1 protein-coding gene is annotated in these 891 nt (G+C 32.0%); it reads right to left on the bottom strand.

What is annotated here, in order from left to right; all coding sequences use genetic code 4:
• Window positions 1-86: 86 nt before the first annotated feature.
• Window positions 87-362 carry an Hsp70 family protein gene (locus tag MAGTDC_RS06000; protein ID WP_192573178.1) on the bottom strand — a complete coding sequence of 92 codons (276 nt, stop codon included), beginning with the start codon at window positions 360-362 and terminating at the stop codon, window positions 87-89.
• Between the last annotated feature and the right edge of the window lie 529 nt (window positions 363-891).

Below are 891 nucleotides of genomic sequence, written 5' to 3'. Positions count from 1 at the left end.
TGTGTAATTGCAGGCGATGGGCTTGCCCAGTCCCTAATCTCTCTTTAACTAAATTTCACAAACATTCAACTTGTCAGAATCATAACTTACAAAGAAAGCCTCGTCTTACAAAACACGCACGCACGCACACACACACAGAGTAATTCACTTCAATTCCAATTAGCCCATACCTTAATTCCAAGTGAACCATTTGCCTGTTGGAGAACCTGATAAGGAAGATATCGTAATTCTTGTTGGACAAATGGATCATTATATTTACGTCCCAGCAGCCGTTTGAAACCGTAAATGGTGTTCTTCATATTTGTAACCATTTGGTTTTTTGCTGCAACGCCAAGCACACGATTTCTTCCATGGAATGCCACACATGATCTATAAAGAAAAATATATAAACATTATCTAATGTTATAAAGCAATAATTGTCAAAATAACCATATGCACGCATGTATTCTATGTATGCCTAATTCTAATATACAATAATACATACTCTATATATAATCTAATCTAACTAGGAAAATATTTACTGGTATAGGATGAGATTCAAATTTTGGTTCACATCTGAACTTGTATTTACTGTTTAAAGAGATAATACGATTTTGTTAACTTAAATTTATTTAATAGTACACTTTTCCCATGCTACAGTTTATTGACATTCCATTATATAAACAATATTTAAACTAAATGAGTTAATGTCTGAATATAATGGGTTTGATAGTGGGCTCTGACTGTTCCCTGTTATTGACAAGGAGATGTTAAAATTACAGTATTTTGTCAGGTATGTGAAGGGACAGACCAGTTTTTTCATTATAGAGTAATTTCATTATGAATAATTTCATTATAGAGTTTAATGTATTTGTATTTACATTTCACTATCAGCACTTGTTTAATTAAGGA

Source organism: Candidatus Hodgkinia cicadicola, from assembly GCF_002774925.1.
The sequence above is the reverse complement of the archived record's forward strand: the minus strand, read 5'-3'. Positions and strand labels throughout refer to the sequence as shown.